At 69.7% G+C, this 23,328-nt stretch carries 18 protein-coding genes; 9 read left to right on the top strand and 9 right to left on the bottom strand.

What is annotated here, in order from left to right:
- Window positions 1-269: 269 nt before the first annotated feature.
- Entirely contained in the window at window positions 270-1,910 is a 1,641-nt protein-coding gene (locus UN84_RS12820; protein ID WP_046079083.1) for an FMN-binding glutamate synthase family protein, read from the bottom strand.
- Between the two features lie 169 nt (window positions 1,911-2,079).
- Between UN84_RS12820 and UN84_RS12815 the strand changes: the two genes are divergently transcribed.
- From UN84_RS12815 to UN84_RS12790, 6 genes are all read left to right on the top strand, one after another.
- Complete coding sequence (locus UN84_RS12815) at window positions 2,080-2,679, top strand: CBS domain-containing protein (RefSeq protein WP_046079082.1); 600 nt, start codon at window positions 2,080-2,082, stop codon at window positions 2,677-2,679.
- Between the two features lie 93 nt (window positions 2,680-2,772).
- A complete protein-coding gene (locus UN84_RS12810) occupies window positions 2,773-4,428 on the top strand; it encodes a GMC family oxidoreductase (RefSeq protein ID WP_237022322.1) in 1,656 nt (551 codons plus the stop codon).
- Window positions 4,429-4,549: 121 nt separating this feature from the next.
- Window positions 4,550-4,756 carry a cold-shock protein gene (locus tag UN84_RS12805; protein WP_035592907.1) on the top strand — a complete coding sequence of 69 codons (207 nt, stop codon included), beginning with the start codon at window positions 4,550-4,552 and terminating at the stop codon, window positions 4,754-4,756.
- A gap of 145 nt (window positions 4,757-4,901) precedes the next feature.
- A complete protein-coding gene (locus UN84_RS12800) occupies window positions 4,902-6,671 on the top strand; it encodes an SLC13 family permease (protein ID WP_046079080.1) in 1,770 nt (589 codons plus the stop codon).
- A gap of 72 nt (window positions 6,672-6,743) precedes the next feature.
- The gene (locus UN84_RS12795) at window positions 6,744-7,412 is read left to right on the top strand and encodes an alpha/beta hydrolase (RefSeq protein WP_046079079.1); all 669 of its coding nucleotides are present in this window, start codon (window positions 6,744-6,746) and stop codon (window positions 7,410-7,412) included.
- A gap of 145 nt (window positions 7,413-7,557) precedes the next feature.
- Window positions 7,558-7,776, top strand: coding sequence for a hypothetical protein (locus UN84_RS12790; protein WP_035592910.1), 219 nt, complete (start codon window positions 7,558-7,560; stop codon window positions 7,774-7,776).
- Between the two features lie 95 nt (window positions 7,777-7,871).
- Here the strand turns inward: UN84_RS12790 and UN84_RS12785 are convergent, their stop codons facing one another.
- The 6 genes from UN84_RS12785 to UN84_RS12760 form a co-directional block, all read right to left on the bottom strand.
- Window positions 7,872-9,287: a PhoH family protein gene (locus UN84_RS12785; protein ID WP_046079078.1), complete on the bottom strand. Its 1,416-nt coding sequence runs from the start codon at window positions 9,285-9,287 to the stop codon at window positions 7,872-7,874.
- Between the two features lie 289 nt (window positions 9,288-9,576).
- A complete protein-coding gene (gene nirD / locus UN84_RS12780) occupies window positions 9,577-9,951 on the bottom strand; it encodes a nitrite reductase small subunit NirD (RefSeq protein WP_046079077.1) in 375 nt (124 codons plus the stop codon).
- Between the two features lie 173 nt (window positions 9,952-10,124).
- Window positions 10,125-12,665: a nitrite reductase large subunit NirB gene (gene nirB / locus UN84_RS12775; protein ID WP_046079076.1), complete on the bottom strand. Its 2,541-nt coding sequence runs from the start codon at window positions 12,663-12,665 to the stop codon at window positions 10,125-10,127.
- Window positions 12,662-14,065 (bottom strand): NAD(P)/FAD-dependent oxidoreductase, encoded by a 1,404-nt coding sequence (locus UN84_RS12770; RefSeq protein ID WP_046079075.1) that lies wholly within the window; start codon window positions 14,063-14,065, stop codon window positions 12,662-12,664. The genes nirB and UN84_RS12770 overlap by 4 nt, the downstream gene beginning before the upstream one ends.
- Window positions 14,066-14,306: 241 nt before the next feature.
- Window positions 14,307-15,338, bottom strand: a complete 1,032-nt coding sequence (locus tag UN84_RS12765; RefSeq protein ID WP_173835010.1) for a CmpA/NrtA family ABC transporter substrate-binding protein — start codon at window positions 15,336-15,338, stop codon at window positions 14,307-14,309.
- A complete protein-coding gene (locus UN84_RS12760; RefSeq protein WP_307725200.1) occupies window positions 15,335-15,970 on the bottom strand; it encodes an ANTAR domain-containing response regulator in 636 nt (211 codons plus the stop codon). Before UN84_RS12760 ends, UN84_RS12765 begins: the two co-directional genes overlap by 4 nt.
- A 319-nt stretch (window positions 15,971-16,289) precedes the next feature.
- Here UN84_RS12760 and UN84_RS12755 point away from each other — a divergent pair, with 319 nt between their 5' ends.
- From UN84_RS12755 to UN84_RS12745, 3 genes are all read left to right on the top strand, one after another.
- A complete protein-coding gene (locus tag UN84_RS12755; RefSeq protein ID WP_082090879.1) occupies window positions 16,290-19,100 on the top strand; it encodes a nitrate reductase in 2,811 nt (936 codons plus the stop codon).
- On the top strand, window positions 19,057-20,052 hold the full coding sequence (gene cobA, locus UN84_RS12750) for a uroporphyrinogen-III C-methyltransferase (protein ID WP_237022321.1): 996 nt from the start codon (window positions 19,057-19,059) through the stop codon (window positions 20,050-20,052). The genes UN84_RS12755 and cobA overlap by 44 nt, the downstream gene beginning before the upstream one ends.
- 79 nt (window positions 20,053-20,131) lie before the next feature.
- Entirely contained in the window at window positions 20,132-22,264 is a 2,133-nt protein-coding gene (locus tag UN84_RS12745) for a PhoX family protein (protein WP_046079071.1), read from the top strand.
- 120 nt (window positions 22,265-22,384) lie between these two features.
- Here UN84_RS12745 and UN84_RS12740 read toward each other — a convergent pair whose 3' ends face one another.
- Window positions 22,385-22,813 carry a GFA family protein gene (locus UN84_RS12740; RefSeq protein WP_046079070.1) on the bottom strand — a complete coding sequence of 143 codons (429 nt, stop codon included), beginning with the start codon at window positions 22,811-22,813 and terminating at the stop codon, window positions 22,385-22,387.
- A 21-nt stretch (window positions 22,814-22,834) separates the two neighbouring features.
- Window positions 22,835-23,323 (bottom strand): peroxiredoxin, encoded by a 489-nt coding sequence (locus UN84_RS12735; RefSeq protein WP_046079069.1) that lies wholly within the window; start codon window positions 23,321-23,323, stop codon window positions 22,835-22,837.
- Window positions 23,324-23,328 lie beyond the last annotated feature (5 nt).

Raw genomic sequence — 23,328 nt, 5'->3', positions numbered from 1 at the left:
GTACCGTCGATGGTCTCGCCGACCTGGCGCGTGGCGCTCACACGACAGGCGTGTGGAACGACGCGCCGGCTCACCTGCCACGGCGTTGGCCGACTATGTTGACAGGCGATCTCGCGCGGTGGGCGCGAGCCAGCTACTCCCCAGCGAGGGTCGTCCGGTCGCGATGATGGGGCGACGATAGCGTCCGCCCATGACCGGGATCGACGTAGCCTATCATCGTCGTGGGGCGGTTGCATCCCGGGCGTCGTCGAGGAATGCCCGGGCGTCGCTCACACCAGCTTGCTCTCGCGCAGCCGCAGCAGGCTGGCCGGCGCCGACCAGCTGTCGGCGCTGGCGAAGTCCCAGTAGTCGGCGAAGATCGCATGGCGAGCCGCATCGCCCTCGATCAGGGCATCGGGGGCCACGAAGTCGAACAGGGTCGCCAGGGTGCGAACCTCGTGGCGCGAGACGCGGCGGATGATGTGCTCCGGGCCCAGCTCTCCGGGGTGGCGGAGTCCGGCGGCGGCCAGCATCTCGGCCAGGGCCTCGCGGGTACCGGCCTGGAAGCGCGCGACCCGGTCGGCCTTGAGCGGCACGTCGAGCCGGCTGCCGCGCAGCGGGTTCTGGGTCGCCACGCCACTGGGGCAGCGATCGTTGTGGCAGCTTCGGGCCTGGATGCAGCCCAGCGAGAACATGAAGCCTCGCGCCGAGTTGCACCAGTCGGCGCCCAGCGCGATGGTGCGGGCGATGTCGAAGGCGCTGACCACCTTGCCCGCGGCGGCGATGCGCACTCGCTCGCGCAGGCCCGCGCCGACCAGGGCGTTGTGCACCAGCAGCAGGGCGTCGGTGAGAGGCATGCCCAGCCGATTGGCGAACTCCAGCGGCGCGGCGCCGGTGCCGCCCTGGCCGCCGTCCACCACCACGAAGTCGGGGTGTTCGCCTTCCTCGCGCATCGCCTTGACCAGCGCGAACCACTCCCAGGGATGGCCGATGGCCAGCTTGATGCCCACCGGCTTGCCGCCGGAGAGCTCGCGCAGCCGGCAGATGAAGCCGATCAGCTCCCGGGGCGTGGAGAAGGCGCTGTGGGCGGGTGGCGAGACCACGCTCTCGCCCTCGGGCACGTCGCGGGTCGCGGCGATCTCGGCGGTGACCTTGGCCGCCGGCAGGATGCCGCCGTGCCCCGGTTTGGCGCCCTGGGAGAGCTTGATCTCGATCATCTTCACGGCGTCATCGCCGGCGCGCTCGGCGAAGCGGTCGGGGTCGAAGCGCCCCTCGGCGTCGCGGCAGCCGAAGTAGCCGGAGCCGATCTCCCACACCAGGTCGCCGCCGCGGCGATGGTAGGGCGAGATGCCGCCCTCGCCGGTGTCGTGGTAGAAGCCGCCGCGACGGGCGCCGTCGTTGAGCGCGCTGATGGCGTTGGGCGACAGGGCACCGAAGCTCATCGCCGAGACGTTGAGCACGCTGACGTCATAGGGCCGTGCCCGGCCGGCGCCGACGGTCACGCGGAAATCGTCGTCGTCGATGGTCGTCGGGGCCAGCGATGGGTTCATCCATTCGTAGCCGGGGGCCTGCATGTCCTCGAGGGAGCCGAAGGGCTGCTTGTCGACGGTGCCCTTGGCGCGCCGATAGACCAGGCTGCGCTGCTCGCGGGAGAAGGGGACCTCCTCGGTGTCGCGCTGGATGAAGTACTGGCGGATCTCGGGGCCGAAGGACTCCAGCAGATAGCGCAGGTGGGCGGTGACCGGATAGTTGCGGCTGACGGTGTGTCGGCGCTGAAGGATGTCGTGGGTGCCCATCGCCGCCAGCACGGCAAGGATCAGGGCACCCAGTGCCCAGCCCCAGCCCGGGGCCAGCGCCAGGCCGAGCAGGCAGGCGGCGAGGCCGGCAAGCGTCAGCCCGTAGACGAGAAAACGGCGGGGCGGTCGAGACATCTTCGCACTCCATTGCGATGGGGAAAAGCCTATTGCAAGCCGCGGCCGGGCGAGTGTCAACGCCGGGCCGCCGCGGGACATCCCTTAAGGTTCTCTTAATCCGGGCGGGCGCAGGGTGGAGGCATCCGGCGTCGATCGCCGGCTCGACCAGAAAAGGAGACCACTCCCCATGCCTACCCTGACCGCCACTCCCGATCGCCTCGACGTGCTGCCGGCCCACACCCCGATCGTCAAGCCGATGCCGCCGAGGCTCTCCCCCGACAGCCCGGCGCTGACGGTGCTGACCGACTTCCAGCATGTCGTGCCGCTGAGCGTGCCCGCCGATACTTCCATCGTCGATGCCCGCAAGGTCATGGAGCACGGTGGCGTACGCCTGCTGCTGGTGGTCGACAACGACGGCGATTGCGTCGGCGTGCTCAACGCCCGTGACGTGATCGGCGGCCGCCTCATCACCCAGGCCATGCAGCGTCGCGGCATCGACCGCGAGGACGTGACCGTGCGCATGGTGCACACCCCCTGCGCCGAGCTGCACGCGCTGTCGATGGAGCGCCTGGCGGCCCTGTCCATCGGTCAGCTGGTGCGCGAGCTGGAAGCCTATGGCGATCAGCACCTGCTGGTGACCGAAGCCGACCGCCTGGGCCAGCAGCGCATCCGCGGCGTGATCTCGGCCGCCGACATCGGTCGCGCGCTGGGTACCGACGTGGCCACGCTGCCGGAGGCGCGCAGCTTCTCCGATATCTGCCGCGTGGTGCTGGGTCACGAGCTCTGAGGCCTCGATCCGCTCCCTCGACCAAGGCCGCAGTGACAGCTGCCGGAGGTCGCGCGACGCTGGATGCCGGACTCGACAAGGAGAACGTTGCCTGTGAGCGTCGTCGCGACCTTCGATTACATCATCGTGGGGGCCGGTACCGCCGGCTGCCTGCTCGCCAATCGCCTGAGCGCCGATCCCGGGGTCAGGGTGCTGCTGATCGAGGCCGGCGGTCGCGATCGCCACCCCTGGATCCACATTCCGGTGGGGTATCTCTATTGCATCGACAACCCGCGCACCGACTGGTGCTTTCGCACCGAGCCGGCGCCGGGGCTCAACGGCCGCTCGCTGATCTATCCCCGCGGTCGGACCCTGGGCGGCTGCTCGAGCATCAACGGCATGATCTACATGCGCGGCCAGGCCCGGGACTACGACCACTGGGCCGAGCATACCGGCGACGACGCCTGGCGCTGGGAGCGCTGCCTGCCGGACTTCATGCGTCACGAGGATCACTACCGGCTGGACCCCGGCGGCGATGGCGACGCCGCGCATCGCGACTTCCACGGCCACGGCGGCGAATGGCGGGTGGAACGCCAGCGCCTCAAGTGGCCGGTGCTGGACGACTTCGCCGAAGCCGCCGTGCAGGCCGGCATTCCCCGCACCGACGACTTCAATCGTGGCTGCAACGCCGGCGTCGACTACTTCGAGGTCAACCAGCGCGGGGGCTGGCGCTGGAACACCGCCAAGGCCTTCCTGCGCGAGGCCGAGGCGCGCGACGGCCTGACCCTGTGGCACTCCAGCCAGGTACAGCGGCTGACCTTCGGCGCGGGGCAGGGCGGGCGGCCGCGCTGCGAGGGCGTGCGGGTCGCCCGCCAGGGCGAGCTCGTCGAGGCCCGGGCACGCCACAGCGTGGTGCTGTGCGCCGGGGCCGTCGGCTCGCCGCAGCTGCTGCAGCTCTCCGGCATCGGGCCGGCGGGACTGCTCGCCGAGCACGGCATCCCGAGGATTCACGCGCTGCCGGGCGTGGGCGAGAACCTGCAGGACCACCTGCAGATCCGAGCCGTCTATCGGGTCACCGGGGCCAGCACGCTCAATACCCTGGCCGCCAGCTGGGGCGGCAAGGCCCGCATCGGTCTGGAGTACCTGCTGAAGCGTTCGGGGCCGATGAGCATGGCGCCCTCCCAGCTCGGCGCCTTCGCCCGCAGTTCGCCGGAGCGTCCTCATCCGAACCTTCAGTACCATGTCCAGCCGTTGAGCCTCGAAGCCTTCGGCCAGCCGCTGCACGACTTCCCGGCGATCACCGCCAGCGTGTGCAACCTCAATCCCACCAGTCGCGGCTCGGTACGCATCGCCGCCGATAATCCGGCCACGGCGCCGCGCATCGCGCCGAACTACCTGGATACCGAGGAGGATCGCCGTGTGGCCGCCGACTCGCTGCGCCTGACCCGGCGGATCGTTGCCCAGCCGGCCTTCGCCCGCTATGCACCGGAGGAGGTCAAGCCCGGCGCGCACTACCGGAGCGACGAGGACCTGGCGCGGCTGGCCGGCGAGATCGGCACGACCATCTTCCATCTGGTGGGCACCACCGCCATGGGGCGTGACGACGACCCCATGGCGGTGGTCGATTCGCGCCTGCGGGTGCGCGGCGTGGACGGCCTCAGGGTGGTGGATGCCGGCGTCATGCCGACCATCACCAGCGGCAACACCAATTCACCGACGCTGATGATCGCCGAGAAGGCCGCCGCCTGGCTGCGCGACAAAACGTTGTAACGGGGCCGTCATGACTGAGGTATAGTGTCAGGTCTGCGCTCATCGGGGCGCAGGCCGCGTGCCGTGGAGCGGCGAAACGCCTTCACCGCGCGGATTCAACAGGCAATGCGAGGCATGCAAAATGGCGACCGGTACCGTCAAGTGGTTTAACGACACCAAGGGCTTCGGCTTCATTTCTCCGGACGACGGCGGGGACGACCTGTTCGCCCACTTCTCCGAGATCCAGGCCGATGGCTTCAAGTCTCTCCAGGAAGGCCAGAAGGTCTCCTTCGACGTCACCCAGGGCAAGAAAGGCCTGCAGGCGTCCAACATCAAGGCCATCGGCTGAGACGTTGCGTAACGGTTGGCCCCGTCGCCGAGGCGGGGCGAGCCATCATTCACTTTTCATCTAAGTGAATTTCTAAAAATAACTTTTTAGAATATGTGGCGACCGGCACAATAGGGCAGTTCGTACTCTCCCTGGAATGCCCGCCATGTCCCCGGACGCCTGGATCTCGCTCATCGTCGTCGCCGCCGTCTTTCCGATGATGGCGTTGACCCGCATCGGCCCCGACATGGTGCTGATGGGGGCGCTGGTCTTGCTGATCGGCCTCGGCGCGGTCTCCCCCGACCAGGCGCTGGCCGGCTTCTCCAGCAGTGGACTGTTCACCGTCGCCTTCATGTACGTGCTGGTCGCGAGCATTCGCGAGACCGGCGGCATCGATCTGATCATCCGCTACGTGCTGGGACGTCCCAAGGGCGAGCAACGTGCCCTGGCGCGGCTGGTGCTGCCCGTGGCCGGGCTGAGCGGCTTTCTCAACAACACTCCCGTGGTGGCCACCTTCATTCCCGCGGTGCTGAGCTGGAGCCGACGCCTCGGCCTGCCGGCCCATCGCCTGCTGATGCCGCTCAGCTTCGCCTCCATCCTCGGCGGCACCATCACCCTGATGGGCACCAGCACCAACCTGGTGGTGCACGGCCTGATGATCGAGCGCTATCCCTCGTTGTCCATGGAGCTGTTCGACATTGCCTGGGTCGGCGTGCCCGTGGCGGCGGTCGGCCTGGCCTATCTGCTGCTGGTGGGGCGGCGTCTGCTGCCGCCGCGCATCGGCGCCGGCGACGTGTTCGAGAACCCCCGCGAGTTCACCATCGAGATGGAGGTGGCCCCGAGCGGCCCGCTGGTCGACAAGAGCGTCGAGGAGGCCGGGCTTCGCCACCTGCAGGAGCTGTTCCTGGTCGAGATCGAGCGCGACGGCAACGTGGTCAGCGTGGTCGGTCCAGGCGAGCGCCTCAAGGGCGGCGACCGGCTGGTGTTCGCCGGCACCTCGGCGGGCGCCGTTGAGCTGCAGCAGATCCGCGGGCTGGTGCCCTCGCATCCCGCCGAGTCGAGCCTGCAGAAGGACTTCAAGGAGCGCCGCCTGGTGGAGGCGGTGGTCTCGGATCAGTGCCAGTTCATCGGCCAGCGCATCCGCGACGGCCACTTCCGCACCCTCTACGGCGCCGCGGTGCTGGCGGTCTGCCGCGGCGGCGAACGGGTGGCGGGGAACCTGGGGCAGATCCGCCTGCAGCCGGCCGACGTGCTGCTGCTGGAGGCACGCCCACCGTTCATCGAGCGCCACCGCCAGTCCCGGGACTTCCTGCTGATCAGCCAGGTCAACGGTTCGGCGCGGCCGGTCCACGAGCGCGCCTGGCTGGCCTGGAGCATCCTTGCCCTGGTGGTGCTGCTCGCCGCCACCGGTATCACCAGCCTGCTCAGCGCGGCCATGCTGGGGGCGGCGGCCGCGGTGCTCTCCGGCTGCTGCTCGATCGGTGCCGCCAAGCGCGGCATGGACACCCAGGTGCTGCTGACCATCGCCGCCTCTTTCGGCCTTGGCCACGCGCTGGAGGCCAACGGCGCGGCCTCGGCGCTGGCCCAGACGGCGCTGGGCTGGGCCGACGGCAATCCCTGGTGGCTGCTGATCGGCACCTACCTGCTGGTGGCGCTGCTGACCGAGCTGGTGACCAACAACGCCGCGGCGGTGATCAGCTTCCCGGTGGTGGTTGCCGCGGCCGAGCACCTGGGCGTGAGCCCGATGCCCTTCGTGGTGGCGGTGATGTTCGCCGCCTCGGCCAGCTTCCTGACCCCGGTCGGCTATCAGACCAACCTGATGGTCTACGGCCCCGGTGGCTACCGGGTCAGTGACTACCTGCGGGTGGGCGCGCCCCTCAACCTGCTGACCGCGGCGGTGGCGCTGGGGCTGATTCCCCTCATCTGGCCGTTCTAGTTCGCCGCCTGACGCCTCTCGCCGACGCGGACGCTTTGCGCTAGGGTGGCGCTTTTGTGCTGGAGACGAGCCATGAGCGCACCCGACGAGCTGATCATCGAGCCACGCAGCGGACGACCCGCCGAAGCCTGCGTGTTCATCCTCCACGGCCTCGGCGCCGACGGCCACGACTTCGAGCCCCTGGTGCCGGCCCTGGGGCTGCCGGACGATCTCGACGTCCGCTTCATCCTGCCCCACGCGCCGCGCCTGCCGGTGACCATCAACGGCGGCATGACCATGCCGGCCTGGTACGACATTCTCGAGGCCAGTCTCGATCGCCGCGTGGATGAGGCGCAGCTCAAGGCCTCCGCCGAGCGCATTCAGGGCCTGATGCACGAGCAGATCGCCCAGGGCGTACCCGCCGAGCGCATCATCGTCGCCGGCTTCTCCCAGGGGGGCGCCGTGGCCTATCAGGCAGCGCTGACCTTTCCCGAGCGGCTGGGCGGCCTGCTGGCCATGTCCACCTACCTGGCCACCGTCGACAGCCTCGAGCCCGCCGCGGCCAACCGAGACCTGCCCATCGAGATCCACCACGGCAACGCCGACCCGGTGGTGCCGGAGGCGCTGGGTCAGGCCGCCCGCGACCGTCTCGAGGCGTTGGGCTACCCGGTCCGCTACCGTCAGTACCCGATGCCCCATGCCGTCTGCCCGCAGCAGGTAGCCGATATCGGTCCCTGGATCGCCGCCCGGCTGGGCCGCTGAAAGTGGGGCGGCGCGTTCGGCGTCGCCACCGCGGCGCCTTGCCGAGCGGCGTGTTCAATCGCGTGATCGGACTCTGAACCTGTGGCACACGCGCGGCGAGTGCGTCAGGATGTCGTTCACGGAATCCCGAGGAAAGGAGAAGCCGATGACCCTGTCCGAAGACCTTCGCCTACCGGTGGCCTGCCCGGCCTGTGGTAGCCATGTGATGAGGGTGTCCAGCATCAAGAACCCTGACGATCGCGTTCACTGCGCATCCTGCCAGCGTTTCGTCTGCCTCTATCACGAGGCCTGCACGGTGCTCCGGAAGGGGGCCGGCAGCGAGAGCGAGGCGCTGATCGAGAAGGCCTTCAACCGCGGGCACTGATGCGGCTCTCGTCGCGGCGCCAGACGCCGTCTGCATGACAACGGGCCGGCACCGAGAGGTGCCGGCCCGGGTCGTTCAGGCGAGACGTTCGGGGGTCAGAGCAGCTCCTCGCCGGCCAGGGCCAGACGCGAGCGCTCGACGCTCTTCAGGGTGACGTGGCCGGCGTGAGGCCAGTCGCGGAAGCGTTGCACCACCGCCGCCATGCCGCAGGTGTTGGCGGTGAGGTAGGGCGTGTCGATCTGGCCCACGTTGCCCAGGCAGACGATCTTGGTGTTGCGCCCGGCCCGGGTCAGCAGTGACTTGAGCTGCTTGGGCGTGAAGTTCTGTGCCTCGTCGATGATCAGGAAGGTGTCGTTGAGGGTGCGGCCGCGCATGAAGCCGGGGGCGCGGATCTGCACCCGCGATCCCAGCAGCTGGCGCGTGGCCTCCTGGTTCCAGGTGGTGCTGCCGTCGTGCTCGTCGCGCAGCAGGTTGTCCATGTTGTCGTGGAAGGCGCCCATCCAGGGCGACATCTTCTCCTCCTCGGTGCCGGGCAGGTAGCCGATGTCCTCGCTCATCGAGATCGGTGCCCGGGTGAACACGATGCGCTCGAAGCGCTTGGAGTCGAGGGTCTGCTGGAAGGCGGCGGCGAGCGTCATGAAGGTCTTGCCGGTGCCGGCGCTGCCGGCGATGGTGACCAGGTCGACCTCGTCGTCCATCAGCAGGTTGAGGGTGAAGTTCTGGCGGCTGTCGTGGGCATGAACGCCCCACACGCTGGCGCCGTGCCGATAGTTGGTGAGCAGCTCCAGATGCGCGTGCTTTGGCCCCAGGTCGCGCACGATAGCCTCGAAGCTGGCCTCGTCGTCACTGTCGGAAACCAGCATGCCCAGGTGCCAGTCGGCGGGGATCTCGCCGCTCAGGCGATACACCACCTGGCCGCTGTCGTCGCGCTCGACCTTGACGTCGGCCTTGAGGCTCTCCCACAGGCCGCGGCCGTCGTGGCCCGCCTCGGGATAGACGCGGGCGCCGCCGAGCATGGCGTCGCTGTCGTCGAAGGCGCGATCGGTGAGGTAGTCCTCTACCGGCACGCCCACCGCGGCGGCCTTGACCCGCAGGTTGATGTCCTTGGTGACCAGGATCACCGAGGCGTCGGCGCGCTCATCACGCAGCCGGCAGGTCTCGGTGAGCAGGCGGTTGTCGGGGCTGTTCTCCAGGTGATCCGGGGTTTCGAGGTCGTCGTAGCAGAGCAGCCGCAGCCGGCCTTCGGGGCCGTTGAGACGCGGGATGGGAATGCCTTCGCGGATCTGGCTGAGATCGACGTTGGCGGTGAGGTCCGAGAGGGTCCGGCTGACCTGCCGGGCGGTGCGGGCGATCTCGCGGATGCCGTTCTTGTGCTTGTCGAGCTCCTCGAGCACGGTCATGGGGATGACCACTTCGTGCTCATCGAACTGGTAGAGGGCGGCGGGGTCGTGGATCAGGACATTGGTGTCCAGCACGTAAAGCCGGGTGGCTTTCTTGTCGATGCGTACCATCGGCGCGGCTCTCCTGATTGTCACCGGGACGACGTCACAACAGATGACGCCTCGATGTCGACACTGTCAGCGCGGGATGTCGGTTCCGTGACAGACGCGACGTGCAGGCCTGGGCTCCGGGCTCACCTCCTCGTTTGATGGCAGCGATCTCTTCATCAGACCGTCATAGGCGGGTTTCGATTCCAGCATGGGTCAAATCTGCTGCTTTGCACAATCGACGTTTTCTCAACGTACCAACGAGAACGACCGGCGCCCCCGGCGCCGGTCGTCGTCATTCGTGCGGTCAGCGTCAGGCCAGGATCTGCACCGCGTCGCCTTCGAGGCGCAACGGCCAGGTGCGCAGGCGGACCGTTTCGTCCTCCAGGCACTGGCCGTCCTTGAGACGGAAGTGCTGCTTGTAGAGCGGCGAGGCCACCACCGGCTCGCCCCGTGCATCGCCGACGATGCCGCGGGCGATGACGTTGGCGCCGGAGAAGGGATCGCGGTGATCCACGGCGTAGAGCTCGGTGGCGTGGCCGGGAAGGTAGAAGAGGGCCACCTGGGCCGTTCCCACGGTGGTCTCGATCCAGGCGGCGACGCCGGAGTGGGCCACCAGGTCGGCTCGGGTGCACAGGGTCTGCCAGGTCTGGGTCATGGTCGGGGCTGCTGCGGTTGCGGTGGTCATGGATATTCCTCGGGAGCGAATGGCCAGGTATCAATGGCGGTCGACTCTCCGGCGACAAGCCACGCGAGGGCGCTATGAACCCATCCCTGGGCGCTACTTTGGCCATCCATGGCCAAAAACCCCTCGCTTGGGCTTGTCCCCGGCGTCGATCCAGCTATCGGAAGCGCGATGCCTTACGCGGGTCTCAGCTGGCCGCGCTCTTCGGTGACGATGATGTCCGGATCGGGCCGTGCATCGTTGACGAAGCTGCGGAAGCGCTTGAGCTTCTCCGGGTCGTTGATGGCGCCCGCCCATTCGCACTCATAGTTGTCGATCACGGTCTGCATCTGCGCCTCGAGCTCCTCATTGATCCCCAGGCTGTCTTCGAGCACCACGGCCTTGAGGTAGTCCAGGCCACCCTCCAGGTTCTCACGCCACACCGAGGTGCGCTGCAGGCGGTCGGCGGTGCGCACGTAGAACATCAGCAGGCGGTCGATGATCGTGATCAGCTGCGCGTCGTCGAGATCGGTGGCGAAGAGCTCGGCGTGGCGCGGACGCATGCCGCCGTTGCCGCAGACGTACAGGTTCCAGCCGTGCTCGGTGGCGATCACGCCGATGTCCTTGCTCTGGGCCTCGGCGCACTCGCGGGTGCAGCCGGAGACCGCGAACTTGAGCTTGTGCGGCGAGCGCAGGCCCTTGTAGCGATGCTCGAGCCGGATCGCCATGCCCACGCTGTCCTGCACCCCGAAGCGGCACCAGGTGCTGCCGACGCAGGACTTCACGGTGCGCAGCGACTTGCCGTAGGCGTGGCCGGTCTCGAAGCCGGCCGCGATCAGCTCGCCCCAGATGTCGGGCAGGTCCTCCAGCCGGGCGCCGAACAGGTCGATGCGCTGGCCGCCGGTGACCTTGGTGTAGAGCGCGTACTTCTGCGCCACCTGGCCCAGCACCATCAGCTTGTCCGGGGTGATCTCGCCGCCCGGCACCCGCGGCACCACCGAGTAGGTGCCGTTCTTCTGCATGTTGGCCATGAAGGTGTCGTTGGTGTCCTGCAGCGGGATGTGCGCGGCGTCGGTGATCGGCTCGTTGAAGCAGGAGGCCAGGATCGAGGCCACCGCCGGCTTGCAGATGTCGCAGCCGAGTGTCGGGGCTGATGAAGCGCCCAGGCCCGGGGTTTCCGAAACGCCGTGCTTGTCGATCAGCTCGCCGAAGGTCCGGATGCCCTCGACCCGCACGATGTCGTAGAGCGCCTGGCGGGTGTGGGCGAAGTGTTCGCAGATCGACTGATCGACCTCCACGCCGCGGGCCTCGAGCTCGTGGTCGACCACGTTCTTGAGCAGCGCCGCACAGCCGCCGCAGCCGGTGCTGGCCTTCGTCTCGGCCTTGACCGCGCCGAGGTCCATGGCGCCGGCGTCGAGGCTCTCGCAGATCGCGGCCTTGGTGACGTTGTGACACGAGCAGATGGTGGCTTCGTCGGGCAGGGCGTCGGCACCCAGCGTCGGCGCGCCCTCGGAGGACGGCACGATCAGCGCCGCCGGATCCTCGGGCAGCTCGAGGCCGTTGGCGTAGACCTGCATCAGGGTGTCGTAGGCGTCGTTGTTGCCCACCAGCATGGCGCCGAGCAGCTTCCTGCCGTCACCGGAGACCACCAGCTTGCGGTATTCCTGCTTGAGCTCGTCGAGGTAGCGGAAGGTCCGGGCGCCGGGATTCCGGTTGCCGTGGGCGTCGCCGATGGCGCCCACGTCGACGCCGAGCAGCTTGAGCTTCGTGCTCATGTCGGCGCCGTCGAAGGTCAGCTCGCCGCCCAGCAGGGTATCGGCGGCCGCCTTGGCCATCTGATAGCCGGGGGCCACCAGGCCGAAGATGCTGTTCTGCCACAGCGCCACCTCGCCGACGGCGAGGATCGCCGGGTCGCTGGTCAGGCAGCGGTCGTCGATCACCACGCCGCCGCGCTCGCCGATGTCCAGCGCGCAGTCGCGGGCCAGCTGGTCGCGGGGACGGATGCCGGCGGAAAACACGATCAGGTCGGTCTCCAGCACCTTGTCGTCCTGGAACACCATGCGGTGGAAGCTGGCCTGGCCGTCCTCGATGCGCTGGGTGGCGCGGTCGGTGAGCACCTGCACGCCCAGCGCCTCGATCTTCTCGCGCAGCAGCTCGCCGCCCTCGGTGTCGACCTGCATCGGCATCAGCCTGGGGGCGAACTCGACCACGGCGGTGTCGAGATCCAGGCCGCGCAGGGCGTTGGCGGCCTCCAGGCCCAGCAGGCCGCCGCCGACCACCACGCCGGTGGTGGCGTCCGCGGCGGCCGCGCGGATGGCGTCGAGATCGTCCAGGGTGCGGTAGACCAGGCAGTGGTCGCGCTCGTGGCCGGGAATCGGCGGCACGAAGGGGAAGGAGCCGGTGGCCAGCACCAGTCGCGCATAGGGATAGCGGCCCCGGTCGGTGATCACCTCGCTCGCGTCGCGGTCGATGGCGGTGACCTCCTCGGCGAGGCGCAGCTCGATGCCGTGCTCGGCGTAGAAGTCGGCGTCGCACAGGGCCAGGGACTGGGCATCGCGGCCGGCGAAGTACTCGGAGAGATGAACGCGGTCGTAGGCGCGATGGCGCTCCTCGCCGAACACCGTGATGCGGTAGTGCTCGGTGGCGCCGCGTTCGATGAGCTGCTCGACCAGGTGATGGCCGACCATGCCGTTGCCGATGATGATCAGCGGGGGATTCGCTTGGCTGGACGTGTTCATGCGGCTTCCTCCTGCGGGGAGCGGTCCTGGGCGTGGGGCGTGGCGGGATTCGGTGTCGCGGAATGCGTGGCGTCGAGCAGGGCCCTGGCATCGGCCGGGCCGAACAGCAGCGTCTGGCGACAGGCGCCGAGGTCGCGGCCGGCCAGCGACTGCTCGAAGTACCAGGGGCCGGCCGCGGTATCGCCGTAGAGCACGGCGCCCTCGAGGCGGCCGTCGCGCAGCAGCAGCCGGCGATAGTCGCCATGCTGCGGGTCGTGGTAGGTCAGTACCTCGTGGGTGGCGTCGGGCTCGATGGGGCCGAAGGCGTACAGCGAGATGCCACTGATCTTGAGCCTGGTGGCGGTGGGCCGCTCGACGTAGCGCGGCGTCGTGTCGCCGGCCGCCGTGTTGCTGGAATGAGGTGACAGGTGGGCGGCCAGCACCTCGACCTGACGCCAGATCGGCTCGACCAGGCCATAGGTCCGACCCTCGAACTCGCAGCATTCACCCAGCGCGTGGATGGCCGGGTCGCTGCTGGTCAGGCTGTCGTCGACGACGATGCCGCGGTGGACCTCGAGACCGGCCCGGCGACCCAGTTCGACGCTGGGCGCGATGCCGATGGCCAGCACCACGCAGTCGGCGGCCAGCCGCCGGCCGTCGGCCAGGCGCACGGCGCAGACGCGGCCCCGGCCGTCGTCCTCCAGGCCTTCCAGGTCGGCGCCGGTGACGATCTCGAGCCCGCGGCCCTCGAGCTCGGCCTGGAGCAGGCCGGCGGCGGTGGCGTCGAGCTGGCGGTTCATCAGCCGCGAGGCGCGCTGGAGCACGTTCACCGACATGCCGTCCTGTTCTCGGGCGCGCTTGTGAAGCGCTCTTTTACGTAATCCCTCGGCGGCCTCCAGGCCCAGCAGGCCGCCGCCGATCACCACCGCGCGGCCACCCCGCTCGGCGACGCGGGTCAGGGCGGCGGCGTCGTCCAGATCGCGAAAGGCGTGGACGCCGTCGAGCTCAAGGCCGTCGACCGGCGGCAGAGCGGGGGTGGAGCCGGTGGCCAGCACCAGGCGGTCGTAGGCGATCTCGCGGCCGCCGGCGGTGGTCAGGCGGCGCGCGGCGCGGTCGATGCGCTCGACCCGCTCGCCGAGCACCAGCTCGACGCCGTGCTCGGCGTACCAGTCGGCGTCGCGCAGAGTCAGCGCCTCGCGTTCCATCTCGCCGGCCAGCAGCGGCGACAGCAGGATGCGGTTGTAGGCGGGGCAGGCCTCCGCGCCGATCAGGGTGATGCGGCGCGGCGCGCTCTCGCGCTGGACCAGCGCCTCGACCAGCCGCTGGCCGGCCATGCCGCTGCCGACGATCACCAGGTGATCGATGGTCGGCGGCCCCTCGTCGCGCGACGGGGCATCGGGTGTCGGGTCATCGGAGTGCATCACGGACTCCCTCCATAAACGCAGAAGACGCCTCGACGCTCCCCGGCATTGGGGAGCGTGGAGACGTCTTCGTCTGATACTTCGAGGTGCGATCGCCGTTGACCGCCGGGGGCCTGGGCCCGCCGTTCTGACCTGTTCCTATCAAGGATCGGGCCAGTCGCCAGTAAAGAACTGCAATGTCAGTGAGTTGGGTGAAATCTCCCGGGCGATGGCCGGCGCGGGACGGATGAAGTCGCGGTCGTCATGCACGCTCCTGGTGCGTCGCGGCATCGATATGCACGGGGCTGTAGCAGGTCTCGACCGCGGCACGGTCGAGCGGCTCGCCGAGCTGGCGGGCCAGATGCTCCACCACCCGGGCCAGCTCGTCGGCCCCGGGGCGCAGCCCGGTGAGGCGCTGCTCGATCGGCGGCTCGTCCAGCGGCAGCGTCGGCAGATGATCCATGGCGCGGTCCAGGTAGGGCGGCAGGGCCAGCCAGTCGCGCGCCAGGCGCCGGTGCTCGGGCGCCTCGGTCAGCCAGCCGGCGGCGGCGATCAGGGCGCGGATCAGGGCCGCGAGGGTGGCCGGGTGGCGCTCGGCCCAGTCATGGGTCACGCCGAGCACCTTCTCGGGATGGCCCGGCCACAGCGCGGCGCCGGTGGCGACGATGCGCCCGCCGCCGCGCTGTGCGGCCTGACTGCCCCAGGGCTCGCCGACGCAGAAGCCGTCGATGCGGCCCTGTTCGAGGGCTTCGACCATGCGCGACGGCGGCAGGGCGACCAGTTCGACGTCGGTGTCGGGGTCGAGGCCACCCAGGGCCAGCCAGTCGCGCAGCTGGTAGTGGTGGCTGGAGAAGGGATGCACCATGGCCAGCCGTGGGCGTGTGGTGCCGCGCCGGCGCAGCCGTTCGGCGAAGTCGCGGGCGTTGACGGCCGGATCCCGGCCGCCGGGGGAGTCGTCCAGGGGCGCGGCCATGCCCTCCGACCAGTAGGGGGACAGCACCAGCGTATTGCCGTGGCGGCCGAGTACCAGCGGCGCCAGGACGTCGCAGGGCGTGCCGGAGGCGCCGAGGCTCATGGCCAGCGGCAGCGGGGCCAGCAGCTGGGCACCGTCGAGCAGCCCGGCGGCGAGCTTGTCGCGCAGGGTCGACCAGGCGCTCTCCCGCGACAGCGTGACCTCGAGCCCCTCGGCGGCGAAGAAGCCGCCTTCCCGGGCGACGATCGGCAGGGCGGCGTCCAGCAGTGGCACGATGCCCAGGGTCAGGCGGGAAAGCTCGGGGGCTTGGGACATGCTCATAGGCCTTTCTCCAGTCCTTCGAGGATATCGATCACGTTGCCGGCCACCTCGCCGATGCGCTGGCCCCGGTCCATGGCCAGCTTGCGCAGCGTCTGATAGGCCTGGGGCTCGTCGCAGTCCTGGTGCTTCATCAACATTCCCTTGGCCTTCTCGATGCGCTTGCGGTCGGCCAGCTGGGTGCGGGTGCGGTCGAGCTCCTGGCGCATCGACTGGAAGGCGTCGAAGCGGGCCACGGCGACCTCGAGGATCGCCCGGACCCGGGTCGGCACCAGGCCGTCGACGACGTAGGCGCTGACGCCGGCCTTGAGGGCGGCCTGCATGGAGTCGGGGTCGTGCTGGTCGGCGAAGAACACCACCGGCCGCGGGTTCTGGCGGTGCAGCTGCGACATGCTGTCGAGGGTGTCGCGGTCGGGGGATTCCATGTCGATGATCACCACGTCGGGGGCGTGGCGCTCGACCATGTCGTTGAGGCTGGCCGGGCTCTGCAGGTGGCAGATCACTTCGTGCCCCTCCTGGCCGAGGGCCTCCTCGACCATGGCGGCGCGGACGCTCTCGTCGTCGACCAGCAGGATTCGCAAGGGCTGGGGCATGGCATAGGGCTCGTGATGGCGGAAACGGTCAACCCTGGTCATGCAAGAGACGTTCCAGCATCTGCGTCGCCAATGCCCGGGCGGCGAGGCATCCGCGTTGTGTCGAATCCTGCACCATGAGGGCGCGGAGTGCGGTGGAAAACGCGGCAGTCTGGTGCAGGCGACGTCGATACCCCGGACGCGCCGGTCTGAGAAGCGGCGCTTTTCGTCCGTCTGGCACACCGATTGCTTCTATCGGGGAAAGAGACTCCCGGATCGCCATGGCGGCGATCCACGGCAACGACGCCCACCCCCGCGCTTACCCGGCGCGGCGGTGGGCGTCGTCGTTTCGGGACCTGCGATCGCGATCGAGGAGAGCACCATGCAACAGGCGCGCACCACTTGCCCCTACTGCGGCGTCGGCTGCGGCGTGACCGCCGACATCGAGGGCGGACGAATCACCGACGTGGAGGGCGACGGCGACCACCCGGCCAACCACGGGCGGTTGTGCGTCAAGGGGGCGGCGCTGGCCGAGACCCTGGGCGATCATGGCCGCCTGACGCGGCCACGGGTCGATGGCGTCGAGGTCGATTGGGACACCGCGCTCGATGCGGTGGCCAGCCGCCTCCAGGCCACCCGAGCATCCGCCGGCGATCACGCCGTGGCGGCCTATCTCTCCGGCCAGCTGCTGACCGAGGACTATTACGTCGCCAACAAGCTGTTCAAGGGCTTTCTCGGCACGCCGCACCTGGATACCAACTCGCGGCTGTGCATGGCTTCGTCGGTGGCCGCCTACAAGCGTTCGCTGGGCGCCGATGCCGTGCCGTGCAGCTACGAGGACCTGGAGGAGGCCGAGCTGGTGGTGCTGGTGGGCTCCAACCTGGCCTGGAACCACCCGGTGCTCTACCAGCGGCTGCGCACCGCCAAGAGCCGCAACCCGCTGATGCGGGTGGTGGTGATCGACCCGCGGGTCACCGACAGCTGCGAGATCGCCGACCTGTATCTGGGACTCAGGCCCGGCACTGATGCCCGGCTGTTCACCGGCCTGCTGGCGTGGATGGCCGACAAGGGCCGGCTCGACGACGTCTATCTGGTGCAGCATACCGCCGGGCTCGACGAGGCCCTGGCCGCGGCCCGCGAGGACGACGTGTCCATCTCAGCCATCGCCGCCGACTGCGACGTCGACGCCGAGCGCCTGGAGACCTTCTTCTACTGGTTCGCCAGCCAGCTGCACGTGGTGACCCTCTATTCCCAGGGCATCAACCAGTCGTCCAGCGGCACCGACAAGTGCCAGGCGATCATCAACTGCCACCTGGCCGGCGGCAAGATCGGCCTGCCCGGCGCCGGGCCCTTCTCGATCACCGGCCAGCCCAACGCCATGGGCGGCCGCGAGGTGGGCGGGCTGGCCAACCAGCTCGCCGCCCACATGGACTACGACTCGGTCGGCGCCCCCGACCGCGTGACGCGCTTCTGGGCCACCGAGCATCTGACGCCGAGCCTGCCCGAGGCGCCGGGGCACAAGGCGGTGGCGCTGTTCGAGGCCATCGAGCGCGGCGAGATCCAGGCGCTGTGGGTGATGGCCACCAATCCTGCGGTCAGCCTGCCCGACGCCAATCGGGTGCGGGCGGCGCTCGAGAAGTGCCCGCTGGTGATCGTCTCCGAATGCATGGCCGACACCGACCTGCTGCCCTATGCCGATATCGTGCTGCCGGCGTCGTCGTGGTCGGAGAAGGATGGCACCGTGACCAACTCCGAGCGGCGCATCTCGCGCCAGCGCGGCATGCTGCCGCCGCCCGGGGAGGCGCGCCACGACTGGTGGATCGTCTGCGAGGCGGCGCGCCGGCTGGGCTTCGGCGAGGCCTTCGACTACAGCCACCCCGGCGATATCTTCGCCGAGCACGCGCGGCTCTCCGGCTTCGAGAACGCCCCCGGCGTCCCGGGCAGCGAGGCGCGGCTGTTCGACATCTCGGCGCTGGCGGAGCTCGACCGCGCCGGTTATGACGCCCTGGCGCCGATCCAGTGGCCGGTGACCGCCGCATCGCCCCGTGGCACCGCACGGCTGTTCGAGGACGGCCGCTTCGCCACCGCGGACGGCCGGGCACGACTGCTGCCGGTGCGACCGCGCGGCCCCGAGCAGGCGCTCAGCGCCGAGCGCCCGCTGCGCCTCAACACCGGCCGGGTGCGCGACCAGTGGCACACCATGACCCGCACCGCCCGGGCGCCGCGGCTGATGAATCACCGCGCCGAGCCCTTCATCGAGATCACTCCGGAAGACGCGGCGGCGTTCGGCGTGGGCGACCAGCAGCTGGCGAAGCTGACCGGCGCCGGCGGCGAGTATAGCGCCCGGGTAAGACTGACCAAGGGCCAGCGCCGCGGCGAGGCCTTCGTGCCCATGCACTGGACCGACCGCTTCAGCGGCGCGGCGCGCACCGGCAGCCTGCTCGCCGCCCATCTCGACCCGATCTCCGGCCAGCCTGAATCGAAGCACGGCGCGGTGAGCCTGGCGCCGCTGGCGGTGGGCTGGGAGGCGACCCTGCTGATCGCCCCCGGCGAATCCGGCGAGGCCGGCGACTTTGAGGGCCGCGACGACGGCGCCTACTGGGCGCGCATCCCGCTGGCCCACTGCCAGCGCTGGCAGCTGGCCGGGGGCGAGCCTGGCGACCAGAGAGACTGGCTGGCCTGGGCACGCCATTGGCTGCCTACGGCGCCGACCCTGTGGAGCGACGATCCGGCCGGCGGCCGGCTGCGCGCCGCGGGCCTCGAGGGCGGCCGGCTGCGCTGGTGGCTGATGGTGGCGCCGCCCGCCGAACTGCCGGGTCTGGCCTGGCTCGACGCGCGCTTCGCCGAGGACGCGCTCGAGGGCGACGCGCGCCGTCGGCTGCTGGCCGGCTGCGACGCCGGCGAGGCCGATGTCGGCCCGCTGGTGTGCAGCTGCCATCAGGTGGGCCAGACGACCATCGTCGAGGCCATCCGCGCCGGCGACGCCAGCGTCGAGGCGCTGGGTGCGCGGCTCGCCTGCGGCACCCAGTGCGGCAGCTGCATTCCCGAGCTCAAGTCGCTGCTAGAGGAGCATGCTTCGGACACCGTCGACGCCGGCGCCGATACCGATTCCCAGACGCCCGATGCCAATACACAAGAGGAGAGTGGCCATGCGCGCTCCGAGCAAGCCAAGACCCCCGTTCGCGTCGCCTGACGCCCTGCGCCGCGGTTTCTCTGCCCTGGCACGGCTGGGCTCGGCTAGGTTGGGGCTGGGCCTGTCGCCCCGCTGGAGGTCCGGTCGCGTCGGCGAAGCGGAGGATGATGCCGCGCGTCTCTCGCTGCGCGGCGAGTGTCGCCCCGGGCGGGTCTATCTGGTCGGCGCCGGCAGCGGCGACGTCGAGCTGCTGACGCTGAAGGCCGCGCGGCTGCTGGCTCAGGCCGATGCCGTGGTCTACGACCGGCTGGTCGGCGAGGAGGTGCTGGCGCTGATTCCCGCCGGCCGCGAGCGCTACTATGTCGGCAAGGCCAGCGGCCACCACAGCGTGCCCCAGGACGAGATCGGCGCGCTGCTGGTGACGCTGGCGGGGCAGGGCAAGTCGGTGGTGCGTCTCAAGGGCGGCGATCCCGGGGTGTTCGGCCGCATGGGCGAGGAGCTCGCCGCCCTGGCCGAGGCCGGCGTCTCGGCGGAGATCGTCCCCGGCATCACCGCCGCCTCGGCGGCCTGCGCCTCGATGGGCATCCCGCTGACCGATCGCGCCCATGCCCAGCAGCTGCGCTTCATCACCGCGCAGCTGTGCCGCGAGGGCGGGGCGCCGGATTGGCAGGCGCTGGCCCGCCGTGACGAGACCCTGGTGTTCTACATGGGCCTGGCCAAGGTCGAGGCGATCTGTGCCGGGCTACGTGGCGCCGGGCTGCCCGACGACTGGCCGATCATGCTGGTGGCCAACGCCAGCCAGCCCGAGCAGGCCGCGCTGGTCGGCACCCTGGGCGACATGCCGGCGCGCCTCGCCGAGACGCCGCTGCCGTCCCCCTGCCTGATCGTGGTGGGCAGCGTGGTGCGCATGGCCGATTGGACGCCGGCCCCGTGGCCGCCGGCGTGGGCCTCGCCGCTGGCCCAGCGTGCGTCATCTTCCTGTCACGCCCGTGGCGCATCATCCCGAGTCTGACTCGATGCCGACGATGCGGTGCAGGAAGGCGTCTCATCGTCGGCCGGATAAGAAGACGTCTGACCGTGAGGAGACCAGGATGAGCAAGGAAATCGAAGATCATCGCCTGTTGAACCCGAGCAGCAACGAGCCGTTCTCCTCGGTGCTGGAGAAGCATGTCTCGCGCCGTCGCGTGATGCAGGGCGGACTCGGCATGGCGGCCATGGCGATGCTGGGCGGCTTCGGCATGGGCGGTCTGGCCGGGCGTGCCGAGGCCGCGGGCGCCGAGAAGACGCCGCTGTCGCTGGCCTTCGAGGCCATTCGTGGTTCACGTACCGACGCCGTGGTCGTGCCGGCCGGCTATACCGCCCAGGTCCTGATTCCCTGGGGGACGCCGCTCAACGGCCAGGCCCCGGCCTGGCGCGAGGACCTGGCCTTTACCGCCGACATCCAGGCCAACAGCGTCGGCATGCACCACGACGGCATGCACAACTTCGCCCTGGACGAGGGCTCTGCCTCGCGCCGCTTCCTGCTGGCGATGAACAACGAGTACATCGACCAGGCCGCCCTCTGGGCGCCCAAGGGCGGGCCCACCAACGCCGAGCAAGGCAAGCGTCCGGCCGAGGAGGTGCGCACCGAGATCAACGCCCATGGCGTGACCGTGGTCGAGCTGCAGAAGATGGACGGCGGTCGCTGGGGCCACGTGGCGGATTCCTCCTATAACCGCCGCTATACCAGCGCCACCGAGATGGCGCTGAGTGGCCCGGTGGCGGGCAGCGACTACGTCAAGACCAAGTACTCCCCTGACGGCACCCTGACGCGCGGTACCAACAACAACTGCGCCAACGGCTATACCCCCTGGGGGACCTACCTGACCTGCGAGGAAAACTGGCCGGGCTACTTCGTAAAGAATACCGACCGCCAGCTCGACGACGATCGCCTCGGGATTTCCACCGGGCGTGGCCGCTACGGCTGGGAAACCGCCGCCGGCGATGCCAGCGAGCGCAACGACGAGTTCGCTCGCTTCAATGCCACCCCGACGGGCGACTCGGCCCTCGACGACTATCGCAACGAGCCGCGCACCTTCGGCTACATCGTCGAGATCGATCCCTACACCGGCGAACGCGCCGTCAAGCGCACCGCCCTGGGGCGCTTCCGTCACGAGGGCTGCTGGCCGGGCAAGCTGGTCGCCGGCGAGCCAGTGGTGTTCTACACCGGTCACGACTCGCGCAACGAGTACATCTACAAGTTCGTCTCCGAGGACCTCTGGGACCCGGCGGATGCCAACCGCCCGGGCGCCGACGTCGATCGCCTGGCGCTCGGCGCCAAGTATATGGACGCGGGCACCCTCTACGTGGCCCGCTTCGATGCCGACGGCTCCGGCGAGTGGTTGCCGCTGACCCCGGACGCCGAGACCCGCGACGGGCGCACCCTGGCCGAGGCCCTGGGCCTGGCCGCGGACGATCAGGCCGGCGTGATCATCCACACCTGCGACGCCGCCGACCTGATGGGCGCTACGCCCATGGACCGCCCGGAGTGGGGCGCGGTGGACCCGGCCTCCGGCGAGGTCTACATGACCCTGACCAACAACTCCCAGCGCACCGAGGAAGGTACTGCCGCGACCTACACCAACGACGGCGACGATATTCAGGAAACGGGTGTGGGCTATGCCACGGCGCCGACCAACGCCGCCAACCCGCGGGCCGAGAACGAGGGTGGCCAGGTGATTCGCTGGCGCGAGCATGCCGGCTCGACGCGCTTCGACTGGGAGGTGTTCGTGTTCGGGGCGGCGGCCGGCGATGCCGATAACCTCTCCGGGCTGACCGAGCTCAACCAGTTCGCCAGCCCCGACGGTCTGCACTATGACGACCGCGGCGACGGCCAGGGCATCCTGTGGATCGAGACCGACAACGGCTACGCGGGCGTGGCGGACTACACCAACGATCAGGTGCTGGCGGTGGTGCCTCAGAACGTCAGCCAGGCCGAGGGCGATGCCTCGGTGATCGGCGGCGGTGACCAGGCCCGGCTCAAGCGCTTCGCGGTCGGTCCCAACGGCTGCGAGGTGACCGGCATCTGCTTCACGCCGGACAAGACGGCGATGTTCATCAACATCCAGCACCCCGGGAACTGGCCAGCCGGCGATGACGCCACCGCCGAGACCCAGGGCAGCGTGCGGCCGCGGGCCTCCACGGTGGTGATCCAGCGCGAGGACGGTGGCCGCATCGGCGTCTGATCGCGCCGCCTCTTCCATGCCCCTTTCCTTGTCCCAATGCGAAGCGCCCCCGGCATCTGCCGGGGGCGCTTCGTTTCGTCGAGCAGGCGGCTGGGGCCGAAACCTAGCCGAGGCACGGCTTCAGTCGTCGCCTCGCTCGAAGGCCTCGAACACCTCGCGACCGGTGAGGTCGCGGGTGTCGTTGGCGAAGGCGTACCAGGGGGGCTTCTCGTCGATGAAGATCTGGCTGTCGAAGGTCCAGGCCTGGCCTACATCGACCAGCCCCGCCGGCACCGCATAGTGCTCGCCGGTCTTGAGGCGATAGAACAGATGCGTGCCGCAGTGGCGGCAGAAGGCGCGTTCGGCCCAGTCCGAGGAGGCGAAGACGGTGACGTTGTCCTCGCCCTCGAGATGGACGCTCGAGACTGATTCCAGCGCCAGCAGCGGCCCGCCGCCCCAGGTGCGACACATCTGGCAGTGGCAGGCGCCGATGTTCTGGCGCGAGGCCTGCACCTTGAGGGCCACGGCGCCGCACAGGCAGCTTCCGGTCAGGGTCATGGCGTCGTGCATGGCATGCCTCCTCGGGCCGGCTCAGCCCTTGAGATGGGCCAGGATGGCGTCGGCGCTGCTGGCCTCGATCACGCCCTTCTGGGTGTCGACGCCCAGATATTCCACCACGCCGTCGTTGGCGACCAGCGCGAAGCGCTTGCTGCGCGTGCCCATGCCGCCGCCGCTGGCGTCCATGTCGAGGCCCAGGGCGCGGGTGAACTCGGCGTTGCCGTCGGCCAGCATGGTCATCGCCTGGGCGTTCTGGTCCTTCTGCCAGGCATCCATCACGAAGGCGTCATTGACCGCCATGCAGGCGATGGCATCGGCGCCGGCGGCGAGGATGTCATCGGCGTGCACCACGAAGCCCGGCATGTGGGTGTTGGAGCAGCCCGGGGTGAAGGCGCCGGGCACGGCGAACAGCACGACCTTGCGGCCGGCGAAGAAGTCGCCGATGGCGAGGTCCTCGGGGCCCTTGGGACCGTTGGTCTTGATCGTGACGTCGGGGAGGCGGTCACCGGTGGCGATCGTCATGGGGT

The sequence above is a fragment of the Halomonas sp. HG01 genome (genome assembly GCF_000968715.2).
GTDB classification, from domain to species: domain Bacteria; phylum Pseudomonadota; class Gammaproteobacteria; order Pseudomonadales; family Halomonadaceae; genus Halomonas; species Halomonas halophila.
This window is presented reverse-complemented; position numbering and strand designations above follow the sequence as displayed.

Excerpts from the sequence above, each read along its gene's own strand:
- UN84_RS12820 (WP_046079083.1), bottom strand. The coding sequence starts at position 1,910 with ATGTCTCGACCGCCCCGCCGTTTTCTCGTCTACGGGCTGACGCTTGCC.
- UN84_RS12815 (WP_046079082.1), top strand. The coding sequence starts at position 2,080 with ATGCCTACCCTGACCGCCACTCCCGATCGCCTCGACGTGCTGCCGGCC.
- UN84_RS12805 (WP_035592907.1), top strand. The coding sequence starts at position 4,550 with ATGGCGACCGGTACCGTCAAGTGGTTTAACGACACCAAGGGCTTCGGC.
- UN84_RS12800 (WP_046079080.1), top strand. The coding sequence starts at position 4,902 with ATGTCCCCGGACGCCTGGATCTCGCTCATCGTCGTCGCCGCCGTCTTT.
- UN84_RS12795 (WP_046079079.1), top strand. The coding sequence starts at position 6,744 with ATGAGCGCACCCGACGAGCTGATCATCGAGCCACGCAGCGGACGACCC.
- UN84_RS12790 (WP_035592910.1), top strand. The coding sequence starts at position 7,558 with ATGACCCTGTCCGAAGACCTTCGCCTACCGGTGGCCTGCCCGGCCTGT.
- UN84_RS12785 (WP_046079078.1), bottom strand. The coding sequence starts at position 9,287 with ATGGTACGCATCGACAAGAAAGCCACCCGGCTTTACGTGCTGGACACC.
- nirD (WP_046079077.1), bottom strand. The coding sequence starts at position 9,951 with ATGACCACCGCAACCGCAGCAGCCCCGACCATGACCCAGACCTGGCAG.
- nirB (WP_046079076.1), bottom strand. The coding sequence starts at position 12,665 with ATGAACACGTCCAGCCAAGCGAATCCCCCGCTGATCATCATCGGCAAC.
- UN84_RS12770 (WP_046079075.1), bottom strand. The coding sequence starts at position 14,065 with ATGCACTCCGATGACCCGACACCCGATGCCCCGTCGCGCGACGAGGGG.
- UN84_RS12765 (WP_173835010.1), bottom strand. The coding sequence starts at position 15,338 with ATGAGCATGTCCCAAGCCCCCGAGCTTTCCCGCCTGACCCTGGGCATC.
- UN84_RS12760 (WP_307725200.1), bottom strand. The coding sequence starts at position 15,970 with ATGACCAGGGTTGACCGTTTCCGCCATCACGAGCCCTATGCCATGCCC.
- UN84_RS12755 (WP_082090879.1), top strand. The coding sequence starts at position 16,290 with ATGCAACAGGCGCGCACCACTTGCCCCTACTGCGGCGTCGGCTGCGGC.
- cobA (WP_237022321.1), top strand. The coding sequence starts at position 19,057 with ATGCGCGCTCCGAGCAAGCCAAGACCCCCGTTCGCGTCGCCTGACGCC.
- UN84_RS12745 (WP_046079071.1), top strand. The coding sequence starts at position 20,132 with ATGAGCAAGGAAATCGAAGATCATCGCCTGTTGAACCCGAGCAGCAAC.
- UN84_RS12740 (WP_046079070.1), bottom strand. The coding sequence starts at position 22,813 with ATGCACGACGCCATGACCCTGACCGGAAGCTGCCTGTGCGGCGCCGTG.
- UN84_RS12735 (WP_046079069.1), bottom strand. The coding sequence starts at position 23,323 with ATGACGATCGCCACCGGTGACCGCCTCCCCGACGTCACGATCAAGACC.